At 40.9% G+C, this 18,056-nt stretch carries 17 protein-coding genes; 1 reads left to right on the top strand and 16 read right to left on the bottom strand.

What is annotated here, in order from left to right:
* The first annotated feature begins 55 nt into the window (after positions 1-55).
* Positions 56-1,111: an IS256 family transposase gene (locus tag ABGT65_RS03660; protein WP_346699824.1), complete on the top strand. Its 1,056-nt coding sequence runs from the start codon at positions 56-58 to the stop codon at positions 1,109-1,111.
* A gap of 219 nt (positions 1,112-1,330) precedes the next feature.
* Here ABGT65_RS03660 and ABGT65_RS03655 read toward each other — a convergent pair whose 3' ends face one another.
* The 16 genes from ABGT65_RS03655 to ABGT65_RS03580 all read right to left on the bottom strand — a co-directional run bounded on the left by ABGT65_RS03655 (position 1,331) and on the right by ABGT65_RS03580 (position 17,580).
* Positions 1,331-2,326: a transposase gene (locus ABGT65_RS03655; RefSeq protein ID WP_149873922.1), complete on the bottom strand. Its 996-nt coding sequence runs from the start codon at positions 2,324-2,326 to the stop codon at positions 1,331-1,333.
* Between the two features lie 210 nt (positions 2,327-2,536).
* Positions 2,537-2,935, bottom strand: a complete 399-nt coding sequence (locus ABGT65_RS03650; protein WP_346699823.1) for a WbuC family cupin fold metalloprotein — start codon at positions 2,933-2,935, stop codon at positions 2,537-2,539.
* A 92-nt stretch (positions 2,936-3,027) separates the two neighbouring features.
* A complete protein-coding gene (locus ABGT65_RS03645) occupies positions 3,028-3,705 on the bottom strand; it encodes a PIG-L family deacetylase (protein ID WP_346699822.1) in 678 nt (225 codons plus the stop codon).
* 18 nt (positions 3,706-3,723) lie between these two features.
* Complete coding sequence (locus tag ABGT65_RS03640) at positions 3,724-4,377, bottom strand: sugar transferase (RefSeq protein ID WP_302581858.1); 654 nt, start codon at positions 4,375-4,377, stop codon at positions 3,724-3,726.
* Positions 4,378-4,581: 204 nt separating this feature from the next.
* Complete coding sequence (locus tag ABGT65_RS03635) at positions 4,582-5,748, bottom strand: ATP-grasp domain-containing protein (protein ID WP_346699820.1); 1,167 nt, start codon at positions 5,746-5,748, stop codon at positions 4,582-4,584.
* A gap of 13 nt (positions 5,749-5,761) precedes the next feature.
* Positions 5,762-6,796, bottom strand: a complete 1,035-nt coding sequence (locus ABGT65_RS03630) for an acyltransferase (protein WP_346699818.1) — start codon at positions 6,794-6,796, stop codon at positions 5,762-5,764.
* 1 nt (position 6,797) lies between these two features.
* On the bottom strand, positions 6,798-7,838 hold the full coding sequence (locus ABGT65_RS03625; RefSeq protein ID WP_346699816.1) for a hypothetical protein: 1,041 nt from the start codon (positions 7,836-7,838) through the stop codon (positions 6,798-6,800).
* A gap of 4 nt (positions 7,839-7,842) precedes the next feature.
* The gene (locus tag ABGT65_RS03620) at positions 7,843-9,069 is read right to left on the bottom strand and encodes a glycosyltransferase family 4 protein (RefSeq protein WP_346699814.1); all 1,227 of its coding nucleotides are present in this window, start codon (positions 9,067-9,069) and stop codon (positions 7,843-7,845) included.
* Positions 9,069-9,686 carry a CatB-related O-acetyltransferase gene (locus tag ABGT65_RS03615; protein ID WP_346699813.1) on the bottom strand — a complete coding sequence of 206 codons (618 nt, stop codon included), beginning with the start codon at positions 9,684-9,686 and terminating at the stop codon, positions 9,069-9,071. The genes ABGT65_RS03620 and ABGT65_RS03615 overlap by 1 nt, the downstream gene beginning before the upstream one ends.
* A complete protein-coding gene (locus ABGT65_RS03610) occupies positions 9,686-10,825 on the bottom strand; it encodes a glycosyltransferase (RefSeq protein ID WP_346699812.1) in 1,140 nt (379 codons plus the stop codon). The genes ABGT65_RS03615 and ABGT65_RS03610 overlap by 1 nt, the downstream gene beginning before the upstream one ends.
* Positions 10,797-11,849 carry a sugar-transfer associated ATP-grasp domain-containing protein gene (locus ABGT65_RS03605; protein WP_346699810.1) on the bottom strand — a complete coding sequence of 351 codons (1,053 nt, stop codon included), beginning with the start codon at positions 11,847-11,849 and terminating at the stop codon, positions 10,797-10,799. Before ABGT65_RS03605 ends, ABGT65_RS03610 begins: the two co-directional genes overlap by 29 nt.
* On the bottom strand, positions 11,821-12,717 hold the full coding sequence (locus ABGT65_RS03600) for an ATP-grasp fold amidoligase family protein (protein ID WP_346699808.1): 897 nt from the start codon (positions 12,715-12,717) through the stop codon (positions 11,821-11,823). The genes ABGT65_RS03605 and ABGT65_RS03600 overlap by 29 nt, the downstream gene beginning before the upstream one ends.
* Positions 12,701-13,663 (bottom strand): hypothetical protein, encoded by a 963-nt coding sequence (locus ABGT65_RS03595; RefSeq protein ID WP_346699807.1) that lies wholly within the window; start codon positions 13,661-13,663, stop codon positions 12,701-12,703. The genes ABGT65_RS03600 and ABGT65_RS03595 overlap by 17 nt, the downstream gene beginning before the upstream one ends.
* On the bottom strand, positions 13,657-14,934 hold the full coding sequence (locus ABGT65_RS03590; RefSeq protein WP_346699806.1) for a hypothetical protein: 1,278 nt from the start codon (positions 14,932-14,934) through the stop codon (positions 13,657-13,659). Before ABGT65_RS03590 ends, ABGT65_RS03595 begins: the two co-directional genes overlap by 7 nt.
* Complete coding sequence (locus ABGT65_RS03585) at positions 14,924-16,072, bottom strand: hypothetical protein (protein WP_346699805.1); 1,149 nt, start codon at positions 16,070-16,072, stop codon at positions 14,924-14,926. Before ABGT65_RS03585 ends, ABGT65_RS03590 begins: the two co-directional genes overlap by 11 nt.
* Positions 16,069-17,580, bottom strand: a complete 1,512-nt coding sequence (locus ABGT65_RS03580) for a lipopolysaccharide biosynthesis protein (protein WP_346699803.1) — start codon at positions 17,578-17,580, stop codon at positions 16,069-16,071. Before ABGT65_RS03580 ends, ABGT65_RS03585 begins: the two co-directional genes overlap by 4 nt.
* Between the last annotated feature and the right edge of the window lie 476 nt (positions 17,581-18,056).

The following is an 18,056-nucleotide window of genomic DNA, read 5'->3' as shown; positions in this document are numbered from 1 at the left end:
TAGCCGATTTTGTTATATTTGGTTTCCTATGTTTTTACCCATCTGTAATAATTGGGTGGTTTTACTCCGAAATAATCATCGGTTTTCTGGGGGCCTTTGCTCCGAAATCGCCAGCCCGGGGCATAGTTACGGTCATGGCCGAACGCTGACGTTCCGGATACCTCGAGATCGCTACGGGAATTTTCATCCCCGGATTCTGGCGATCCTGCGCCATCAGGAGGATGAATGCGAACGCCTTGCCGGAACGCTGTATACGAAAGGTCTTACGCAGGAACAGGTCGGCGAGGTATTCCAGGATATCTATGGCGAGCACTACAGCAAGGCGAGTATTTCGCGGATGCTGGACTACCTTCGTGAAGATGTTTCGCAATGGCTCACGCGCTCTCTGGAGGCTTATTATCCGATCGTCTTCATCGATTGCGTACACATGAAGATCCACCGCAAGCGGAGCGTAGAAACAGAAGCTTTCTATGTGGTGCTAGCTGTGCGTGAAGACAAGCGGCGTGAAGTGCTGGGGATCTTCAACAAGCCCACGGAGAGCGCCCTGGGCTGGGGCGAGATGCTCACAGAGCTGCAGGAACGAGGCGTTCGGAAGATCGGCCTGGTGTGTGCCGACGGGCTGAAGGGTCTGGAGGATGTCATCAGTGCGGTCTTTCCCGGAACCCCGCTACAACGCTGTACGACGCACCTGAAACGCAATCTGCTGAGCTGCGTGCGCAACGGCGACAAGGGCGAGCTGGCCGAGGATCTGCGACAGGTCTTCCGTACGGGGGATCGCAGCTATACGGTGGAGAGAGCCTGGGAACAATGGCAGGCGCTCTGTGAGAAATGGGGTCAGGATTATCGCAGTTTTCGACGACGGGGCGAAGACCCAGCCTACAAAGCCTACTTCACCTATCTGAATTACGAGGCAAGGATTCAGTCGATGATCTACACGACGAACTGGATCGAGCGTCTGCAGAAGGATTTTCGACGGGTTACACGCATGCGGGGAGCCATGCCCAGCGAGGAGTCGGTACTGCTGCTGATGGGTAAAACGGCCATGGATAAGAAGTCCTACCTGAGGCCGGTGCCGCGGATCGACCTGGATCGGGAATTATTCCCCGAGTGAAGACTATAACACAAAAATATGAACAACACGCCGCGGCGTGTTGTTCTAAATCAAGAATCGCTATATTTGCATATCTGAAGAATCTGAAGGCGCCTGCACAGACACACTTTTTGAAACACTACCAAGGCGCCTGCACAGACACACTTTTTGAAACAGGTAATGATGCCAAAAGTGGTTGGTGTCGTATTGGATCAAATGACCAGAATTGTACGATTCTGGTCATTTGCGTTTCTTAATAATTCCATCATTGCTGTTCAGGAAAAGATACCACTTTACAAAGTCCTTAAAATGTTGTTCCGAGAGTCCACGATGGATTCTTAAATTATCCTTCAAGTGACCGAAGAACGACTCAATAGAATTTGAAGATTTAGGTACATTAGGGTATCGCGTGTATGAAAACAGATCGGGTATGGCACGCTTGATATGCGAGACACTTCGATGCAGCATCTTATGCGTAAACCACCATCTTCCCGACAGCTCATCTACGGTTTTTTCATTGATAAATGGTTCGTGTCGCCGATACCAGTCAATAAAAGCCCGTATCCATAACTGTGCCTCATCATGTGTTTGTACTCCATTTAACAAGTGCACCAGTTCGAGGAGTTCCTGTGCCGCTACGGTCTGTGGTTTGCGTGTAATCCACGTCTCTATCTCTCGCGCTACATGTACCGTACAACGCTGCAAGATCGCCTCCGGACACACTTCCCGCACCGCTTTTATGATATTGGGAGATCCATCACAGGTGACACTCTCAATTTGAATGCCGACATCGCGTATAGCCGTTAGGTCTGCTTTCAAATCCCGCAGCGTTTCACTCCTGGTTATGCGATAGAGGAGGGTCATCTTGATGTTGTGATCCCGATATACAACCAGACAAATCTTATTTGAGAAGTAGGTGCCGTCGATCAGAAGATTTACCTTCTCGCGTCGCTGTATCTGCCATAAAGGGCACTGGGGCAAGAGCCGATAGAAGTATCTTTTTAGGGTGCGTTCGCTGTATCCGCTCTCACTCGCAAGGTCACAAATACGCTGTTTACCGCGAACCCAACGCGCGAACCATATAAACTTGTTTTTATCGGAAATCCAGTCTCGACGATCCGTAAAATAGCTGCCACAATTCTTACAATAATAGCGGCTGCAACCGCTACGAGTACCCCATTTTATTGTCTCTAAAAAGCCACAATGAGGACAGCGTATTTTTCGTTTTTTTGACATAAAAATAGAGATTAGTAGAAACCCGTTTCTACTAATCTCTATTTTATCCTTATAACTACCAAATATTATGTCGGTTACATTTTATACCACCAACCACTTTTGGCATCATTACCTTGAAACACTACCGTTTTGCGGGGGTGTTGGATATGGAATATGAATACGGCCCGAAAGATCATTCTTCCGGGCCGTATAACGCGGGTGAGTTTGGATCTATAAAACGTCCTCGGGTGAGATTGGCTTATAGGCTCCGTCCTTGGCTTCGAAGATGACGCTGCCATCCTCCAGGCAGACCGTAGTGTGAAACACTCCTTTGGGCACTTGGATCGCAGGGCATTCTCCGCCGGCGCGAAGAATAAATTCCTCTGTCTTATGTCCCTGATCATCGTAGAACTCCTCTCTGATCGCGCCGCGGCAGATGACCACTGTCTCAGATGTGTCCGTATGCCGGTGGATCGGAATGACTGTGTCAGACATCAAGACATTGATCATTCTTTGGGAAGAATCCTCGGCTGAAGTTCTCAGATCATAATTCATCCTGCGACGAGGAGAGTTTTCTGCCTGCTCCTGGATGCAGTCAAAAAATTTGTTATCGAGTTTTATATGAGTCATATCTCAATGCATAGATCTAAGGTTGATAAATCTATGGTTGTTATTGTTTTATGGGAAGTTAGAAAGCCTGTTGGGAATTTCCCGGAAGGCAACTAATAGGCCCGTAAAACAACTTCAAAAGCTTCAGCGTAGTTGAGCCCCCATTGCCCGCCACGATAGGCGGCAAGTCCCGTTATAAACTCGGCGGAACGAGGGTGTGGATACGGACGCATTACGCCACGATACATTGAAAGTGCCTTAATCTTAGCTTCAATGCCATCTTTTCCCGTCTCTACATAGCAGTTGGGATTAAAAGAGTTCATGGCGTTATTTATTTTCCATTCCGAACATGACGGAACCTCCATATACCAAAACTCTTTCACGCGCTTTACTTCTGGCCGACGTTGGAAGAGACGAATTGCCTCTTGGCAGGCCATTGAGGCCTGCAGATGATCATTGTTCGTGTCTGCTGGATGATGTGTAATGATGATATCCGGCTCGCTTTCCTTAATGGCAGCTTCAATAAACTGCACTAACTTAAGATGAGGAACTGTGTTCATCTCAATATTCGGAAACGTCCCCTCATAAATTTTATTTACCCCCAGAAATTTATTAGACTCATTTGTGTCGTCGCCGAGTTCTTCGTCTGAAGGACGGAACGCGCGAGCCTTTGCTTCTGTGCACATGATACATACGTCCACGGTATTGCCTTGATGTGACCATTTCCACATCGAAGCTCCTGCACCGAGCGTCTCATCATCGGGATGAGCCACGACAAGTAAGTATTTCATCGTTTTTTATATTTAGTGTTATACGGTTTTAGAGTATTCAACCAACTTATCATGCATCCATTGAGGGTATTTACCGCATGCTGTATATAAAATTGCAAGCACGGTCCACCAAATAAGGCGGATGTCACCGAAGAAAGATGCGTGCTTTACGTAATACACATCCAACTTCAGGCGAATTGGCAGCACTTTGTCATTATATTCATTTTCGTCGGGAAACTGATCGCCATAGATGTAATCCCAAAGGCTGGACTGGCTGGTGAGTCCACAAGGAACTGTTGCTGCAATCGCATTCTCTCCGCCACGGGTGATCTCTACCTGATCGACAGCTGCAGGTCGCGGGCCTACTATGGACATGGTTCCGTTCAAGATATTGATAAGTTGAGGCAGCTCGTCAATCTTCAGTCTGCGCATAATTTTTCCCCACCAAAAAATGCGATCCTGTTCTGGTCGGAGAGACGCTTCATTTGCACCACGTGCTACACGCATAGACCGAAATTTCCACATTTTGAATCTCTTATTATCCTTTCCCACGCGATTGGCGAAGTAAAATAACGGTCCGGGATCACTGATTTCAGTCAGGATAATTGAAATAATCCAGATAGGCGAGGTGCCCACAATGCCAATAAAGGCACAAATCACGTCAAACAGACGCTTAAAGAATCGGTATATCATAATCTTTCTTGTGTCTAATTAACCAGTTTGATTATAATAAAGAAGGGATGGTTGTTGTGGGATGTATCTTGTGCAAGGTCTGCACTTGATTTAGTCCTCTTTCCTGCGTATGTTTATGATATGCAGAATTGTACGCGCAGGTTTCTGAGGAGTATGATATTGGTAGACCAATGTCCGGTCTTAAGTTTTTCGGAAAAAGACTTATTACATCTTTACTCCAGACTTTGCTTTCCTGAACTCCGGATTCATCTGTTTCTTAAAATTTCCCCAGGTTCCCCAAAAGAATGCAGGAAAATCGCCACATATCCAATCTTGATAATACAAGTTCTTACCAAAGAATTTAAACCAGGATGGCTTGGTTTTAAAACGGTTTGGTGATTTCAAAAACCACAAAACATCAAAGCCTAAGTGGCGCAAACGTTTGCCGCTCTCATACTGGTACTCCCGTAGCGGTAAGCCTATTGTAGCATCTGCTATCATTGTAGCATAGTCCATGCCGCTTTTGAAAGCAGAACGCACACAAGCTGGAATACGAGGATTGATTTCCATGATCAGCAACTCCCCAGTATCGGGGTTTTCTATCAAGTCAAAATCTGCAAATCCTATCCATCCAATAGCTTTCAGTACACGACAGCATATATCCGCTATTTCTGGGTTGTCGATAGTTACGTTGCAACAGCTTGAACCTCCATTTACTGGATAGTATCGCTGCTTCCAAATTACGCTTGTGTACCTTGGTTCGCCATCAGTGTCGGTCATTACTTGTACTTTCACCTGCTTACCGCCAGACTTTATAAACTGTTGCAGATGGCACTCTCCATACTGCTCATGAATTGCGGGGTAAACAGCCGTTAATTCTTCCAGGGAGTTCACCAATGTCATTCCCCGACCTCCACTGGTCAGGTTCGGTTTTAAGAGTCCAGGGTAAGGAAATTCTTTGAGCTCTTTTACCTCCAATCCTCCGACCTTTGCCAAATCTATTGTAAATGGATGTGGAAAACCATTCTCTTTGCACACGGTCATCAGATTGTTTTTGTTGTACCCCATCTCAAACACTTGACGGTCAGGCATCAGTATCCCTGTTATTTTTTGCAGTTTCTCTTTGTGGAAACTCATAAATTCTGCCGACTTATCAGACGTAGGTATCAGCACATCGAAATGATGTTCCTTCAGAAATGCCAACATGTATTCTGCATACTCCGGCTTGTGACTGCCAATGCCAAGGAAACGTTCGTTCGCAAATTTCGTATGGTAGCCATACTCCGTCTTCTCATCGCACATTACGGCTACCCAATACCCTGTCTTCTGTAGGCATTCGGCAATGGCCATGGCATGAGCAGCACCACCATCCAAAATCAATACTTTCTTCATTCTTTGTTTTTTCTTAATATCCTATCACTATTCTCAGCCATTTTTGTTTGCTGAGCCAGTCTGACTTATCCACTATCCTGCAAATTATGAGAGGTAATAGCAACCCGCCAATAAACATTCCGAGCATTACGATTCCCCAATGCATGTGTAATACATTTACTAATAATATCTTGGCGGCATAGTGCCCAAACCATGAAAGCAAATATATACTATAGGTATATTGCCCCAAAGGCAATAGGTATCTTTCCACCCACTTGTATTTAAGCAACATCGAGCACAACTGTATGCTCATTATCAAACCGACAAAGGCTTTGAAAATATAATTTATTGTAGTGCCAACAGGGAGGTCGAAGAATTGCAAGCATATGCTAAAGCTGCTTAATATGATTAAATTACACTTTCCCCCCCCCTTGTTTATCAAGGTCAGAATTTTAGGCTCATATTTATGCAACAATATTCCAGCGACGAAGAATGGTAAATCACGACAGACTATACTCCAATTCACCCATATAATTTTTGGGAAAAGTCCCCACATCAACCAGAAGACCAACATCACTCCGATACACCATCCTGACTTTTTCATGTCAATATGTATCTTGTTCAGTACCACTACGACTGAAAATATCATAAATAGCGTAAATACATACCATAAGTAGCCCATTGTGCTACCATCACATCCGGGGGCAATGAACATTTTTAGGAACGTTCCAGTCGAAAAATCTCTCGTAGCGTGCGAAAACCCAGAGAAAGTATACTTGATGCCCCATAATATTGTACCTAAAGTCAGGTATGGTACTATGAGTCTCGTGATTTTTTTCTGTAAGAACTTTCCGGTCTTGATTCCTGTAAAGTTTTTGTTTGTCAACGAAAATAGATACCCAGAAATCATAAAGAACAGCGGCATGTGGAAACTATATATCCATCCATGCAGTACATGTAATTTTTGCTGTATTTCTGATTCTTCAAACCCACTGTGCCCTATGAGAACCAAAATAATGCCCCAGACCGACAGTAGAGCCATTAATTTATTATTTTTATTATTAGCCATGTTATTTCTCCATTATGATTGCTTCGCCATGTCCTCCAGAAAGCCCCATTGTTGTAAATACCACACGTTTGCAGTTGTCCGTTCCCAGCGGGAAGCGCATTACACCATACTGTATGATGAGTGGGAGGCAGTCTTTTTTGCACTCCCACACAGTTTGCAACTTACCGTCTGGCCTCAGCATCTTCATGCGAGCGATGTTGTCTTTTTCATTCTCTCCGCCCTCAACTCCTGTCGAGTAGAAGGTACGACCGTCTGCAAACGAGGCCATGCCATGGCAAGGACCTTCCATGTCTTCCAAAACCTCCAGACGCTCAGTTTTACGGTCCAAGCGCACGAAATGTACAGTGTCCGGACAACTTCCGGCATCTGTTCCCCAGGTAAGTGCATTTTCGGTCATACAGACTCCAATTGCTCTCCAGTCCTGGCTACCTTGACCGACCATACGCCAAGTTTCACCATTATCCTTGCTCTGATATAAACGGTTCTCGCATCCGCCCTCACCATAATCGCCCGTCCCCATCCACAGACATTTTGCATATACATCCCACTTTATGAAATGAAGATGCCGAATGTCTCCTGGAATAAACTCTTTTACAATCTGCCAAGTCATGCCGTGGTCTTTTGAACGCCAAAGACGGATTGCGTGGTCCCGTTTTGGATTGAGCAGGTATTCGGTGAAAAAAACCGTACCGTCAGGTGTTACACACGCACCTTGATGTCCCGGTTTGTTGCCTTGGAAGTCTGTCCATATATTCACTACTTTGCCAGAAGGTGAGAAGATGAGTACCTTTCTCTTTGCCGCAATCAATATGTTGTCGTTTTTCAGAGGGAGCAGGATGCGAATATCGTTGCGCGTGCCTTGGGTCAGAATGCGGCCACAAGTCATCAAACGGTCCTTTAGTCCCCCAGGCACCGTGAATACGCGACTCATACGCCTGCCATCGTAATCCACTGCAAAGAAATGCCTGCCCTTGGCTACCCATATTTTATCTGGTTCCTGATACAACGCTCGGCCATTCATCAGTTTCTTGAACTGTATCATGATTTTAGTTCTTGATGACACTTTGTAATTCACGTTCGAGACCATTCATGTAATGCTCCAAAGTGAAATGTTTTTTGAAATATTCACGTGCATTTGTGCCGCATTGGTCAAAGTCTCGTGGATTTTCAATGTAGGTCTGCATCAGCCTGGCTAATCCTTCATAGTCTCCGGCCGGCACACAACTGCCACAGTGCGCCTCTCTGATGACCTCTTTAGCTCCACCGTTGATGGCTCCAAGGATTGTTTTGCCTGTGGTCATATACATTTGCATTTTGCCCGGGATGGTGTCGCCAACCTCGTTGTTACCACGGAGGGTGATAAGTAACACGTCTGCCATTTTGTAGAATTTAGGCATCTCATTACGCTTCTGATTACCGTAGAAGACTACATTCTCTTCTAATCCTTCTGTTCGTACAATTTGCTCTAATTCCTCTCGCATCCGACCATCGCCTACCATATGGATCTTATAGTCTTTGCGTTTGCCAAGAATCTTTGCTGCCTTGATGATTACATCGGCTCGTTGCCCTTTGCCTATGTTTCCGGCAAACATGAAATCTGCCACTCCGTTATTATCAGCCGTCATGTCCATATCCAGCATAGCCATATCAGCATGTTGTGGCAGATATGCCATTCGTTCCATCGGTACACCGTTCACTTTGTGTAAATAGTCGATAAACGGGCGAGATGTTACCAATATTCGATCAGCGGCTTGATACAATTTTCGACTTATCTTGTTTATTGGCCACATCAGTGGGTTCTTTTTGCTCTTGAGCATTCCTTCAGCAGATACAGGCCACAGGTCTAATGTATAGAATACCACTGGTGTACCCGCTAACTTTTTGTATTCCAGAGTTGCAAACATCGAGGTGATAGGACTCAACTGGTAGCCAAGAATAACATCGTATTTCTCTCCATCAGCTATCATCTCTTTCACTTTTTTCTTACTGGACAATGCGAAAGAAATATAATTTCTGATTAGTTTCAGAGATCCGTTACCTCTTGGTGTCTGATCCACATGTACCACTCGTACTCCCGTCAGCTTTTGGTATTCTTTCTCTTTATTTACTCTGCTTTCTTCATTCTCATAGCCAGTGAATGCCACTCCTTTGGGGTAGTTCGGCACGCCACAAAGTACAGTAACCTCGTGTCCTCGCTTCACTAATTCCGGTGCAATATCATTAATCTGGAACTGCTCGGGATTATAGTATTGCGACACTATCAGTATCTTCATTATGCTATTTTATCTAAATTCTTCAAGAACTCTTCAGGGGTAGATACCAGCCCAGACAACGTTTTTAGGGTCATGTCATCCAACTCCCACCATTTCGATTTCAGCAATTTCTCAATCGTTACAACGTCAAAGCGGTATCTAATTACTTTTGCGGGGCAACCTGCCACTATTGCATAGGGAGGTACATCTTTCGTGACGATTGTTCCAGCTCCAATAGCTGCCCCTGTTCCAATAGTTACACCTTGCATGATGGTTACTCGATTGCCAATCCATACATCATGGCCAATAGTTGTACGCTTGAGAGGTTCGATATTAAGATCACCAAGATGAACTCCGGTTCCACCACCTACATTGTAAAAGACTGGTGAGGTGCTAACCCAATTTAACGGATGCTTTGCACCTCCTACTACAAAGCCGTTGGCTATACTACAGAAGGAACCAATATCGCATGAATGAACTTCACTATCATAACCGATATATGAATAACGACCTATGGAAGAATCGTAGAACTCCGTGCCGGAGTAGATCTTGGCAGTCTTATCTATCTGACTGTTCAGGATCGACTTTCCACGCAGTATTTTTTTGAAGAACCTAGCATATAAATAACTTAGAGTCATTAGAACTTGATATTTTTCTTGATTATGTCCATCTGGTAATATGGATTCCAGTTGGTGTCTATCTCTTTGAAACAAGCATTGCGAACTTCTTCTCGTTTGTCAGATTTCACTGCAAACCATTTGCTGATAGTAGCAATCAAATCATCTATATCATCCATTTTAAAAAAATCGCCGGTTTCGCCTGCATGAATGGCTTCATATTCAGGCATCTGCCATTCAAAACAATTATGAGTAATGACGGGACATCCAAAGATTAAAGCGTGCATTGCAGTTAATCCGACATTGCCTGGAGAAACACAAAGGTCTGCATTATAGATGAGTTCTGCATTGGTCTTTTCATCATAACTAGCGCCGTAAAACCAAACTTGATCATTCAAATCAAGGCTTTTGACTTTTACTTTTAGGTTATCGCTTTCGCTACCATCTCCCACAAATACCATATTGTACTTTTCTCCTTTGTTGCGAAGACGAGCAAGAGCATCCACTATCATGTCAAGTTTCTTTACCTTGGTTAAACGGCCAATGAAAATGATAGTGGGAGAACTGTTCTGGAAATGATCATTGTAGATACTCGACGTTTTAATATTTTCACGAAGAACTTTTTGAATGTCATAGTCTAGAGAGTTGTGGATGACAAAGAGTTTCTCCTGAGGAATACCTTGTTCGATTAGTAACATTTTGGCGCGATCACCATACACAAATGTACCTGATGCATTGCGATATAGCCAGAGTTTCATCTTTGCCTCATATCCAGACTCTTTACCGTACCATCCGTGGGTCCATAGGTAGAAATGTTTTTTTCTAAAAAAAGTGTATGCTAATATAAAAAAGATCCAATCGCTGATAGAACGCGTTTCGGGAAGAATTAAATAATTCTTGTAGTCTCTTCTGAAAAGCAGTCGCAAATAATTGCGCTTCCAATACCATTTCTGGGGATTACCGTATGTTTTGTAATACGTCACATTCTTTAGTAATGACGTATCCATTTCCTTGATATCTGACTTTGTTTTACCAAAGTACCAATCGCAATCATATTCTTTGTCAATTGCGCGGAATACAGCCTCTCTGTAGCGAGGAGCTGTATTATATATAACACAGATTTTATGCGTACTAGTACCTTGTTTTGTAGACTTTACCATATTTATTTAGGATATTATGAAATTCTTGACGGAATCCTTTCTGCTCTGAAATCTGGAAAAGAAATTGCGCACGAGGGTTCCCTTCTATCAATACCCATGTCCCTTTTGTAAGGGCTAAGTCCCAACCTGCATAATGAATATTAGGATTGTGTAGAGCCAATTCTTTTGCTGTTTGGAAAGCTTTGTTCCAGCAAGGAACCTTGAAGCCGACTAAAGGAAACCCTGTGTCTGGATGGTTGGTGTATGTATTGCCGAATTCATCGACCACAGTTAATATTTCACCAGTTTCGGGATCGCAAGACGTGAAGACTCCTCCACTACCGGCATTATCAACAATGTTATTCTTTCTACCAATACGTATGTATGGGTGGAATATGGTTACATCCCCATCAAAACAAATGGTATGGATTCGTAATGTGTTGACTGATTTTTCATGTAATACAGCCATGCGCTCGTCTTGCTTGATAATTTCTTCTGCGATGAATCCTTTAGGGTAATAGGTCTGTAACCTCTGCTTTAATGACTTTTTGTCAGAGGTGCATTCTACAATTTGAATTCCTTTTCCAAAAGAACCATCAAGAGGCTTAATTATTAATTTGCCATATGTGTCGAAAAGGTCGTAAAGAGTGTCCCATTCCTCTTTCTCCTGAGGTTTGTTGGTAATGCAGCATGCTTTTCGATCGAAGAATGTGCAAAATTCTTTATATGTATTCCATTTGTCGCCGAGAATTGTTCTTGCTTCTGCTGTATTCAAAAAATCAGCAACAACAACATGCTCGTCTTCACAAATAAAGGCTTGGCGTTCTGCATTTGACAAGGATTCATAATGATATAAGTAGAACTCATCAGGAAGCCATCCGAAAAGTGAGTGAGCTGCTCTTATCTTCTTAAATTCTACGGCAAAATTAGCCCTAATTCCAAAATTCTTGAAGACTATTTTGGAATCTCGTTTTAATCTATAATACCAGTATATTTGTTTCCCCAAATAATTTGACTTAATTAGTTGCTTGATGCTTAGTTTCATGTGTCGGAATTTTATGTGTTCTGTAATATGCCCCCATTTCATCTATAGCTTTCTGTGTCCATCTGCGGAAAATACAGCCATCTGGAGTAAGCGTCATTTCGCCAAACCAGATTCTGCTCCCATTTGAATAGAGGTCAACTCTGATCATATCTATTCCTGATGCCAGTTTTTTCGCACATTCAAGCATTTGTGTCAGATTGGCAGGTCGGCTTACTAATTCGCTTTCTTTGTGTGTTGCTATACAGTAATCAAACAACGGCTTCCAGTTGATATCGTAAGGGATATAATCAGCATGGCCGGATTCACGATCATTGCAAACGAGAATTGCCTTGATTTCTCCATTGAGACAGATAAACTTATAATCTATAGGGAAGCCCCCTGTGCCATCATCTATAAATTCTTCACATATAACTTTTCTTGAAATCAAATTATAATGGCGTTCTGAAAACGCGAATTTTGGTGATGCAAGCCATTGGCCAATTTGATTACGAAGATCATTTTCTGTATATTGAGATTTGTCAGTGCAGATTAGATTCATTCCTGCTCCCCAATTTGCCTTGAGTGCAAATTTTTGAGGTAATTCTGAATAGACAAGTTCATCGCTTGTGGAATAACATTTAACCAGACCAGTTAATATGTCAGCACACCCACATTGTTTCACATATTCACGAACTAAATATTTATCTGCAAGTTGATAATATTGGTTGATGCGACCATCAAGCAATCTCTTGATCCATAGCTCTGAAAGATCTTTCGGCTTGTTCAGATTAGGCCATTTGTGCCGATGGTGATAATATGCTAAGCAGAAGTGCATCCTTGGAGATAATTTTGATACAATTCTCGATATAAACTTATTCAATGATTCCATACTTGTTATTTATTAAGGGTTCAAATGGATCTTTGCCATTGGCGATGCAGAATTCTCTTACGGTCATTTGCTGTCGATAGTTCTCATATCCAACATTTATGCTTGTAAGTGTTGAATTATTCTTATTGATTATTTCAAGCAATGGACATTTGTTCATGATTGCAATGACTTTATGACCAGAAAAGCGACACATGGTATTTAACCATACATCATCTGCTGTTTTGCAGATAGCCATAAAGGTATTTTTATCCTTAGCTATTTCAGGTAAGAATCCAGCTGGAAATAATGTTCCACCTCCGCTCCCAATGAACGTCGTCCATGATGGTTGAAATGCAATGTCTCGTTTTCTATTGCGAGTAAAATGTACATTGCCTGTTTTGTCTAGTTCTATCTGATTAGAATACCTACCTACAATGCAATCTGGATATATTGTTGAAGCTGACATGACAGATGATATTGTATTGGTTGGATATATCAAATCATCATCAAACGTAAACAAATGATCGTGAGGATAGTCTCTTAATACATAATAATATTTCTTATGAGATCGCAAATCATCATCACATAATTGAATCTGAAGGCCGCGATTTTGAAGGGCCTTCAACCGATTCGGCAATACATCGATTGATGAAAACTGCTCTTTGGATAACCAAAGAAACAACATATCAGGTTTCTGAGATTGCCTTAAAATGCTTTCAATAACAATCCATATGTTATCAATGCGAGCCGGAAATGTTGTAAGAGAGGCTATTATTCTGCCTTCAGTTTTCAGAGTAGGATTTATTTTAAAATGAGGATTGTTAGTTGTCATTTTATACCAAAAAGGTACTAGTATATTCGCACATCTTCGAATAATATATCTAAAGACCGAATTAATCTTTGTCTTTTCTAAGATATTGCTATCATTGCAAAAGATAGAATATAATTTATACAGTAAATCTACCATTTCCGAATATGTTTATATTTCTTAAAAAACCAGTATGGAAAGATGAACATAAAAGAATAGAATACAGATGACAAATAGTTGTTATTCGCAAACATGAACAATAGCATATTCGCTAAGATTATAAATACGATTCCAGAACTCAAGTCTCTGCTAGTTCGAAACATACGTAAAGCAGCACTGGTCAATTTTGCGATAAAGTATACAGCAATAGGAACAAATAAAATAGTAAAGTCATTCGCTAACCAAAGATAGCATGAGTGCCAATTAACATATGAATCAACTCCTAGTTTCTCCATTTGCATTTGATAGCTATTCATTTCCGGATCAAAAAATAGAAAATCCTGAGCTAGCGACTGGAGTGCTGGGTTATTGCCGAAAAAACCGCCCCAATGAAAATCAAGCTTATATATATTTTCTAAGAACATATATCCTTGTGTCAGATAGCTGAAGATGAATAAAAGAAGAATCTGAAGCCTATGAGGAAGTTGATTGAAAAAAGCGTTTGTGTCAATCGAAACAGATGGGCCAAGGGCCAAAAAGCTTTCATTGGAAAGATTCTCAAAACTACCGCCACTTCGTCCCTCCATATTGTAAGAGAAGATATACAATACAAAAAGGAGCATGATTGTTCCTAATGAGCATATCTTTAGGATCTTGCCTTTAGATAGCGTTTCATGAGGAATCTGCATCATGATGGCTAAGCCAATGCATGATACAAGCATAATGACACCGAAGTTTGTGCCTGTCCCCATCGAATAAAAACATTCAAATATGAGAAGTATAACAATAACCGCTTTTATGATAGTTTTTAATTGTTTCCAACAAATAAGAGAGAAAATAAAGAAGATAGAATCGATTATTGACGTAACAAAATATACCGTCCATGGAATCGTTCTTCCTCCATGCATGAAAGAACGTCCTAGATATGGATCTGCAACTCCAATAGCAATTCGATTGATTAAGGCATTAAAATCAAACGGAGGCAGATACAGCATGTAGGCATATCTGACGGTAAACGTACATAAGTAGAAGATCAGAATTAAGTAGAGAACTTTTGGTGGAACCTGCAGACTTGGTTGTTGTGCTAGGTAATTTGTCTTTGCTTGTCCGCTTCGAAAGCCCAGCCACATCATTAATATATTCAAAGCGATATAGAATATATTAAGAGCGTGGTAACCAGACTTTATACTTAATGGACTGATAATGTACATCACAAGTGTAAATATATTGAAATATAATAACACCTTAAGTATAAGACTTTCAGTTCTCATTATTATCGAAGATTTGTTTAATCAAAGTATTAGTGGCTGCATTTATATCCATATGCTTCAGATACACTTTCCGTTCAGAATAATCAATTGAGCCAATGTTATTAAGGCAAAATTCCATGGCATCATAATACTCTTTTGCGCTATGATGTACATGTAGAATAGTTTGTGAGGTCCTAAATACTGAACGAACTGGGCTGCCATTACCAGACTCCGATATTATTAATCTATTATATGGTAGATAACTGATTATTTTACTTGATAAAAAGACGTCATGATCAATATTTGCATTTACATCAATTAAAGCCGCGCATTTTCGATAAATTTGGTCGAGGTCAGTTGTGTATGGGATAAATTCAATATTATTTTGGATGTCAGAAAAATGCTCTTTGATGTATATATCCAAATTACAGGACCCTATAAAAATCATTTTTGCTGTCGGATGGTTCTTAAGGAGCATCTTAAAGCCATTCAGTAATGCGTCAGGATTGCGGGCTCCATATATTTTACCAGCATATGCGAATGATGGAGTAATTTCAGTTGTCGGCCAATTTTGAAAGATAGTCTCTTTGGGAGGATTGGGCAAGACAATAGGTTTTATAATGGGGTTGCCAATAATACCTAATTCATATGATAGCATTTCTTGGTTGGTCATACATAGGATATTAACTCTCTGCATATATCTCTTGACGCAACGTTTCATGGCTGAGGAGTACATGCCTTCTTTTTCCCACGGAAAAGGTGCAGGAACGGCATCTACGCAATAGCAAATGTGTTTTATTTTCCGATGAGCAGAGAAGAAATCCGCAGCCATGACTGATGCATAGAAAGTTGACGACATGAAACTTATTACAACATCATATGAACCGGTATTCAATATATTTTGGATGTCCTTTGCCCATTTCTTTTGTGTATGATAAAACCCAAAAATATTAAATAACAATGTTCTTATTCTCCAGGATGAAATTTTCTTTTGAGAGACATAGTTCACATACCCTCTATGATCTAACGGAGCCCGATAATCCATTGTAGAGGTGATAATATCAAAATCTATCTTTTTTGATAGACCTAATAGGATATTTTTAAATACTACGCCAGGTGCATTATTCCCCAGATTATCTGCGATAATCACAATCTTCATTTTCCTCTTTTTATGATTTGTAATAAAAGAGATTTCTCATTCTTGTCCAAGACACAAATCCAAGATACAAGTGCAATGGAAATCCATGATGCTACACAGACTATGAGAAGTCTAAGTAGATCTTGTTTCATGTGGTTGTATAAAATTATAGGTATAATACTACTTGCTATCGTCAATATGACGATTGGTATTACAAATCCCAAGACAAGTTCTTTAACACTATATTCTACATATGTTCGTAAAAGAACATAGCGTACAATTAAAGCTACAGAAGAGAGGGCTATTGATACATAAAAAGTAGAATCAAAACTCATTCCCATCTTTAGCATAAGATAAGAAAGGGGGAGATTTAGTAGTAAGACTCCACTTACAATTATTTGGTACTTTTTTATAGAGCCAGTAGCTTGCATCAATATATGAAGCGAGCCGGCCAATGAACATACCAAGATATCAATCATAGCTAGTCTGGTAAACATAATTGAATACGCTGGTACGTCTTTTAGCCAAAGCATTAGTACATATGGACATTCCAATAAGAAAGGAATTACGATGCATAATAGTAATATGTATGACAGCTTTGAGGAGGATGATAATAGTCTAAATACTGATTCGTCTTTGGTGGCATAAGCTTTCATGATAGGTGGATTAACAGCCAACTGGAAATTTGTAACCAATTGGTTTGCTGCACCACTCACTTGGAAAGCGATGGCTCTTGCTGCATTTACTATTGGGCCGCCAAATATATTTAGGACAATATTTACGCCTTGATTATAAACAATGCCCGCAAATACACCTATTAGATTCCATCCCGCAAAACTGCTCATATCTTGAAATAGACTTTTATTCCAGAATCGTTTATATCTACCTTCCTCATAGTGGGATATGCAATACCACATATAAAATAGTTGGATTGCAATAGCTACAATCATCAGCGATATCCCATACAAAATGAGTTTGTCAAAAGTGCTATATATCAGAATAATTGCAATAGCAAGTTTGGCGAAAACTTCTAATAAACTTATTGCAGCAAATGCTCCCATATTTTCTCTTGCAATAATCAAGGCTTTGTATGGGACATTCATAATGCCGAAAAATAAAACAGCTACTGATAGATGAAAGATCCATAATGCGGCCTTTATACGATCAGGAGGAATAACCAGTTTGTTTTGTACAAAATACAATCCAACTGGTTCTGCTATTATCACCATAACTAATGCAAGGATAAAGTGTATAGTTACACCCATACTGAATATTTGATTGAGTCTCTCATGATTATTCTCTTTCATTTCAACAGTCAAGAAGCGTTGAACAGAAGCGTGCATTGCGCTATTGAGAAATCCAAAAGACACAACAAATCCTGTGACAACATTATATATTCCAAAATCGCTCACACCAAGTGCGTTTAGTACCACTCTTGATGTATATAATGTTACTATCATTGATAGCAGCATTCGGACATATAGGAATACTGTATTTTTAGCTATGCGTGATCCTCTACTTTCTTCCATTATAGATTTTATTTCAAAAAACGGCTCACTGAGAGAGACTCTCTTTTCTAGCCCAACCACGTGTGTGATTTTTGATCTTTTGTGATATTCGACTCTTAATGAATGAATTATCAATTCAAAGAGCAAGTGATAAAAATGATGTTTCGGTTGTTTCTAAGATTGTAGCTACTAAAGATTGATCTCGAGTTTAATATCTTGGCAGTATTTTATCCAAGAAGATCTCGTGTTATTTGAGTCGAATGAATGCTAATCGCACTGATATTGTTGTAAATATATTCAAGCTATTTTTTCTTCAAATCTATGAGTGACCTACAATATCAAGTTCTTTCTTGTTGCATGATATTTTTGCACATGAAACCAACGGTTTCGTCTTTTTTAATGATAACAAGCCTTCTGTAGAAGATAGAATTAGCCAATCAATAGGTCATGATTCATGTCTCAGTCCTATGCGTCTCACTTTTTTCGAGGCCCCCTCC

The sequence above is a fragment of the uncultured Alistipes sp. genome (genome assembly GCF_963931675.1).
GTDB lineage: Bacteria > Bacteroidota > Bacteroidia > Bacteroidales > Rikenellaceae > Alistipes.
The sequence above is the reverse complement of the archived record's forward strand: the minus strand, read 5'-3'. Positions and strand labels throughout refer to the sequence as shown.

Coding starts and splice junctions, on each gene's coding strand:
- ABGT65_RS03600 (WP_346699808.1), bottom strand. CDS start 12,717: ATGGAATCATTGAATAAGTTTATATCGAGAATTGTATCAAAATTATCT.
- ABGT65_RS03650 (WP_346699823.1), bottom strand. CDS start 2,935: ATGACTCATATAAAACTCGATAACAAATTTTTTGACTGCATCCAGGAG.
- ABGT65_RS03620 (WP_346699814.1), bottom strand. CDS start 9,069: ATGAAGATACTGATAGTGTCGCAATACTATAATCCCGAGCAGTTCCAG.
- ABGT65_RS03595 (WP_346699807.1), bottom strand. CDS start 13,663: ATGGTAGATTTACTGTATAAATTATATTCTATCTTTTGCAATGATAGC.
- ABGT65_RS03605 (WP_346699810.1), bottom strand. CDS start 11,849: ATGAAACTAAGCATCAAGCAACTAATTAAGTCAAATTATTTGGGGAAA.
- ABGT65_RS03610 (WP_346699812.1), bottom strand. CDS start 10,825: ATGGTAAAGTCTACAAAACAAGGTACTAGTACGCATAAAATCTGTGTT.
- ABGT65_RS03635 (WP_346699820.1), bottom strand. CDS start 5,748: ATGAAGAAAGTATTGATTTTGGATGGTGGTGCTGCTCATGCCATGGCC.
- ABGT65_RS03625 (WP_346699816.1), bottom strand. CDS start 7,838: ATGATACAGTTCAAGAAACTGATGAATGGCCGAGCGTTGTATCAGGAA.
- ABGT65_RS03590 (WP_346699806.1), bottom strand. CDS start 14,934: ATGAGAACTGAAAGTCTTATACTTAAGGTGTTATTATATTTCAATATA.
- ABGT65_RS03655 (WP_149873922.1), bottom strand. CDS start 2,326: ATGTCAAAAAAACGAAAAATACGCTGTCCTCATTGTGGCTTTTTAGAG.
- ABGT65_RS03630 (WP_346699818.1), bottom strand. CDS start 6,796: ATGGCTAATAATAAAAATAATAAATTAATGGCTCTACTGTCGGTCTGG.
- ABGT65_RS03580 (WP_346699803.1), bottom strand. CDS start 17,580: ATGGAAGAAAGTAGAGGATCACGCATAGCTAAAAATACAGTATTCCTA.
- ABGT65_RS03645 (WP_346699822.1), bottom strand. CDS start 3,705: ATGAAATACTTACTTGTCGTGGCTCATCCCGATGATGAGACGCTCGGT.
- ABGT65_RS03585 (WP_346699805.1), bottom strand. CDS start 16,072: ATGAAGATTGTGATTATCGCAGATAATCTGGGGAATAATGCACCTGGC.
- ABGT65_RS03615 (WP_346699813.1), bottom strand. CDS start 9,686: ATGACTCTAAGTTATTTATATGCTAGGTTCTTCAAAAAAATACTGCGT.
- ABGT65_RS03640 (WP_302581858.1), bottom strand. CDS start 4,377: ATGATATACCGATTCTTTAAGCGTCTGTTTGACGTGATTTGTGCCTTT.